Source organism: Trichocoleus sp. ST-U1 (genome assembly GCF_039961835.1).
Taxonomy (GTDB): domain Bacteria; phylum Cyanobacteriota; class Cyanobacteriia; order Cyanobacteriales; family FACHB-T130; genus FACHB-T130.
This window is the reverse complement of the sequence record NZ_JAMPJZ010000151.1, coordinates 1-4406: the sequence shown is the minus strand read 5'-3', so window position 1 is coordinate 4406 and position 4406 is coordinate 1. Positions and strand designations below refer to the sequence as shown.

General features: G+C 45.5%; 3 protein-coding genes and 4 pseudogenes. 1 reads left to right on the top strand and 6 read right to left on the bottom strand.

Features of this window, described 5'->3' with window-relative positions; translation table 11 throughout:
• Positions 1-274: 274 nt before the first annotated feature.
• Together NDA06_RS26265 and NDA06_RS26260 are read right to left on the bottom strand one after the other, a co-directional pair.
• Positions 275-733: pseudogene (locus NDA06_RS26265) on the bottom strand (IS1634 family transposase); the annotation flags it as partial.
• A 30-nt stretch (positions 734-763) separates the two neighbouring features.
• Positions 764-1186: pseudogene (locus NDA06_RS26260) on the bottom strand (transposase); the annotation flags it as partial.
• An 82-nt stretch (positions 1187-1268) separates the two neighbouring features.
• Between NDA06_RS26260 and NDA06_RS26255 the strand changes: the two are divergent.
• Positions 1269-2083, top strand: a protein-coding gene (locus tag NDA06_RS26255) for an IS5 family transposase (protein ID WP_348251941.1) whose coding sequence is annotated in 2 segments (ribosomal slippage) — positions 1269-1635 and positions 1635-2083 — 816 coding nt in all. Because the reading frame shifts where the segments join, the coding sequence is not laid out codon by codon here.
• Here the strand turns inward: NDA06_RS26255 and NDA06_RS26250 are convergent.
• The 4 genes and pseudogenes from NDA06_RS26250 to NDA06_RS26235 form a co-directional block, all read right to left on the bottom strand.
• Positions 2067-2705, bottom strand: a pseudogene (locus NDA06_RS26250) (transposase); the annotation flags it as partial. The gene NDA06_RS26255 and the pseudogene NDA06_RS26250 overlap by 17 nt on opposite strands.
• A gap of 75 nt (positions 2706-2780) precedes the next feature.
• Positions 2781-3134 carry a hypothetical protein gene (locus tag NDA06_RS26245; RefSeq protein WP_348251940.1) on the bottom strand — a complete coding sequence of 118 codons (354 nt, stop codon included), beginning with the start codon at positions 3132-3134 and terminating at the stop codon, positions 2781-2783.
• Positions 3135-3137: 3 nt separating this feature from the next.
• The gene (locus NDA06_RS26240; protein ID WP_348234028.1) at positions 3138-3977 is read right to left on the bottom strand and encodes an IS1634 family transposase; all 840 of its coding nucleotides are present in this window, start codon (positions 3975-3977) and stop codon (positions 3138-3140) included.
• A 73-nt stretch (positions 3978-4050) separates the two neighbouring features.
• Positions 4051-4406: pseudogene (locus NDA06_RS26235) on the bottom strand (hypothetical protein); the annotation flags it as partial.

Genomic DNA, 4406 nt, shown 5'->3' with positions numbered 1-4406 from the left:
CGGACAGCCATGTCTTTCCGTTTTGTGCAGTGGCTGAATCAGAATCAGGACGTATTCTCATCTTATAAAGCGGCTTTGGGCTTTATTTGGGCTTGAAATCTTTCTAAGTCCCGTTAGGAAAGTCTATGCTAGTCATCGGAGAGATGAGTTTCATCGGTGGTACTTTGATTCTCAATCTCTCCCGTTCCTTTGTCTAATTCACATTAGACGTAAGAGCTGATTTGTAACCCACATTCCGCACTTGCAACGGGCACAGCAGGAATTAAGCCATCCCTCAACACAACAAGTAATATTGTCGGCAAGCAGAACCAAAAAATGGGAGAATTCGACGGCGCTCGCCGGTGAGATTGACCACTTGTTTGACTCCATTGAGCACAACAAAGTGGACAGTCATAAAGCACTGGAATACCCAACGTAGGGTTGGAGATGGTGTGCCCTTGCCCAATTGATTGGGAAGGGTTTGATTTGCCTGTTGTAGTGCTTGACGCAGTTGACGTTGCCCCACGTTATACAGCAATAAACATAGCCCCATGACCATTGCCAGTGCCATAATCCGTTCTGGAGATTTGAGGAAGACACTGGAGGCAAAGAACATGGGGTCTTTGAGAAACCGGAAGCCTCGCTCACTGCTTTGTTGACCCTTGTATTCCTCAAGCGCCTGTTGTTCACTCAACTGTTCAACGTCCAGAACATTGGTTGCTAAAATGAATCGCCCGGCTCGTTGCTCAGGACTTACGCAAAGACACTAGATATAGAGTAAAGGTCAAACAAGCTGCACGGGAATAGAGGGGTGTTTGAGTTCCTCAATCAAGTACTCAGAAAGCCATTGGTATTTCAGTTGATAAATGGTTTGAGAGGTCAGGATAGATAGTCTTTTTAAATTAGTCCAAGCCAAAATCGCGCAAGCAATATGATTGCGTTGAATTCTCGCTTTGCGACATTGGCAAGCTTCAATCCCAGTCAGTTGTTTAACTCCTCGATGAAACTCCTCGACTTTCCAACGAACAGCGTTCGCTTCTTGAACTTCATCCGTTGAGTTTTGAGACAAGTCATTAGTGACTATATAGTCCGTTCTGTCGGTAGAGACAGTAACCCGGAATAATTTCACCTTTTTATCACTAGGAAAGTTTTTAATTTTAATCAGCTTTCCTTGCTGCCGTTCTTCCCTTGACCAACTTAAGAGCTGATTTATAAAGAGAATCTAAAATCCCTCTGGATAGGCATCAAGCAAATCTTAGGCTAGATTCAGTTGAGTAGTTGCACTGCTGATGACTCGTTTGCCAGAAATCGCCTATCCTCCTCGGAAACCCTATCCCAGTGACCTGAGCGATGCAGAGTGGGAGATTTTGAAGCCACTGGTGCCTAAACCAAAGGGCTTTGGACATCCAGTAGAAGTCGATTTCAGAGAGATTTTCAATGGGATCTTCTATGTGCAACGAACCGGATGTCAATGGGAAATGATGCCCCACAATCTCCCCCCTTACAGCACTGTGTACAACTACTTCCAGAAGTGGCAACGAAAGGGCATCTGGCAACTTCTTCACGACCAAGTACGCCAGCAACTGCGAACGGAATTAGGCAGAAATGAACAGTCCACCGTTGCCATTGCGGATTCTCAATCCGTCAAGACCACGGAAAAAAAGGGGAGGTCTATGGTTTTGACGGTGGCAAGAAGGTTAAAGGGCGTAAGCGTCATCTTGTCGTAGATTCGCAGGGACTCTTGATTGGAGTACTGGTGAGTGAAGCCAATGCTTCCGAACGATTAGGTGCAGTCGTTGTGCTCGATGAAGCGAAGGAAAAATTGTCCAAATTAGAGGTGGTCTGGGTAGACCAGGGGTATTCTGGCAAGAACTTTGCCAATGCAGTGAAGCAGGTGTGTGGGGAGAAGGTGCTGGTGGAAGTGATTGAACGAACCTCTGGGACGTTCGTGCGATTGCCGAAGCGGTGGATTGTAGAGCGAACTTTCGGATGGCTGAATCGATTTCGACGGCTGAGTAAGGATTATGAGCTGTATTCAGAGATCAGCGAAGCAATGATTTATGGTTCTTTGATTCGTCTGATGGTCAGACGACTAGCTGCTTAAGATTCCCTTTATAAATCAGCTCTAATTGTTCAATTTGCTTATATTTTTCTACTCCTCCACTATCATCTACCAAGCGATTTCGTTTCAAAGGACAGTAATAAATTTTGCCCAGTTGCTCAATTAAAGCCATCAGCTTCTGAGCGGCATACCAACTATCCATCAGGACTCTGGCAAAGGGCAGTTGCTTGCTGTACACCAGGTTGCGTAACATATCTGCTACCTGGTCTAGCTTCGTTTTTCCATCCCCATCCGGGTCATAGAGCCGGTAGTCAATTACCCAGAATTGTCCGGTCTTTACATTGACATACACACAACTAATTAGACCAATACCGCGAATCACTCGATGCTCTGCGCCACTATATTGTCGGCGAACAAGTTCGATACAATTTGAGGAGTTTTTATCAATAACAGTATCATCAAAAATTATTGAGCCATCTTCATCCACTTGGATATGGTGTTCGACGTTATCCCACAGTAAGCGAGGCGTTAATTTTTCTCCTCTCAGATAGCGATTAATTGTATCGTGACTAAACACTTGCAGATGTTCAGCCAAATTGGTCAGGGTATAATTCGTCTGAGAGCTGAGTAAGTATTGACAGTAATCTAGCTTCGTAAATGACACCTGACGTTAAATCTCTACCTCGAAAGAGAGGTTAGCACATTTGTCTGTCTTTTTTCGGTTAGGGAGCGTCAGCTCCTATACCGCTATATCTAGTGTGCCTGCGTAAGTCCCATGCTGATGTATTGTCACAACGCTTGAGTTCAGGGTTAACAATGCTTGTGGGCAATAGGTAATGCGACTAGGAAGAGTGTCTCGTTTGGGTTTACCCGGTTTCTCATAGTGCGCCTTTTGCTTGACCCTAATTCCCTCCAGTTGATGCCACGTTAAGGTTTGTTCAAACTTCTTGAGAGCTGCTAAAGCATCCGCTGCACACGCGAATTCCTGAGTGCATAATTGTCGCAATCGCGATTGCTCGTAAGTTTTCGCCTTTGCCAAATTCTTCTCTAACTTTTTGAGGTCAGCCTTTTTCCGCTCCTGGCTTTCGACCACAAACTAGCGCTGCTGGACACTGCCGTAGTCGCAGCACATACTGGCAATCCGGTACCCTTCCAGTTCCGTGGACTGGAAGGCAGACTCTGACAACTGGTTGACTAAATCGGATGCACAGTTGAGCGTTAACGGCACACGAGTCAGCCACCGTAACCCTGACAACTGGTGCAGATTGTCTTCACTGTAGAGGGCAGAATCAGCCACATACAACCCCTCAAAGTTGCACTGGGACCTAAATGCCTGCATCAACCCAACAAAGTGGGTTTTATCAGACTGATTGCCATCGACTAACTCAACAAAGGCAGGGATATCTCCATCGCTCCAACACACCAGATTCATCACAAACTGTTTCAGGTCGGGTCGGCGGTCTCGGGAGTAGCCATAGGTGATGTGAACAGGAATTGGTGAAATCCCTTCTACAACCCGTGGCTGTGGCAAATACTCCCCTTCTACCGAAAGTGAAGTTGAATCGAAATGGGCACTGCTGTGTTTGATCCCAAACTTGCGAACGGCTACCAAGCAAATGGTCACAAACAATTGGCTTAATCCAGCTAAATACAGCGCGTCGAGGACTCGTCCTAATCGGTCGTCATTGAGATGCTTTGGTAGGACTCCTTCTCCCAACAGATGTTCCGTCGCTTTCCCCACAAAAAATTTTTCAAACAAGTACAACGGCGCAGAAACCAGCCCTAATCCATTCAAAATCATGGCTTTCACTACCAAGCCTGGACTAATCTGCTCTCGTGCATCTTCACCTAGGTGTTGATTCACCTGCTCAACAATCTCCAACTCGTCTACCAATCCGGCAACGATGCCCAAATGGTCCAGGTTCTGGACAATCAACTCGCTGTTAATCCTGCACCCCCTTTGCTACAGCCTTGAGAAAATTATGCGGCTAAATTCTCAATGTGACACTTCAAAGGGCGGAATGTGGGTTGTATCCACCCCGCTTGAGCATTTCTGTAAAAAGCAAATTAAAAATCCCGATTTCAAGGATGTTGTTAACTTGCTGTCCTAAACCTCTAATGAGACGTGCCTGGTTATAGTAGCTAATGAGCCGGTCTTTTGATATATATTCTTCGCCTGAAATTTTAGATTTGTTTATGCTCGTCATAAAAATATCTCCTTGGTTGGTTAAAAAATTAGTATTATTAACTTTATCGGTAGTGCCAAAGATGTAATGATAGAGAAGTAGAGTTTCTCGCTGTCCTTCTTCCATGCCTGCCTGCCCAACTTGTGCATCTACCCACACGGTCAAGAATGGTCGTATTC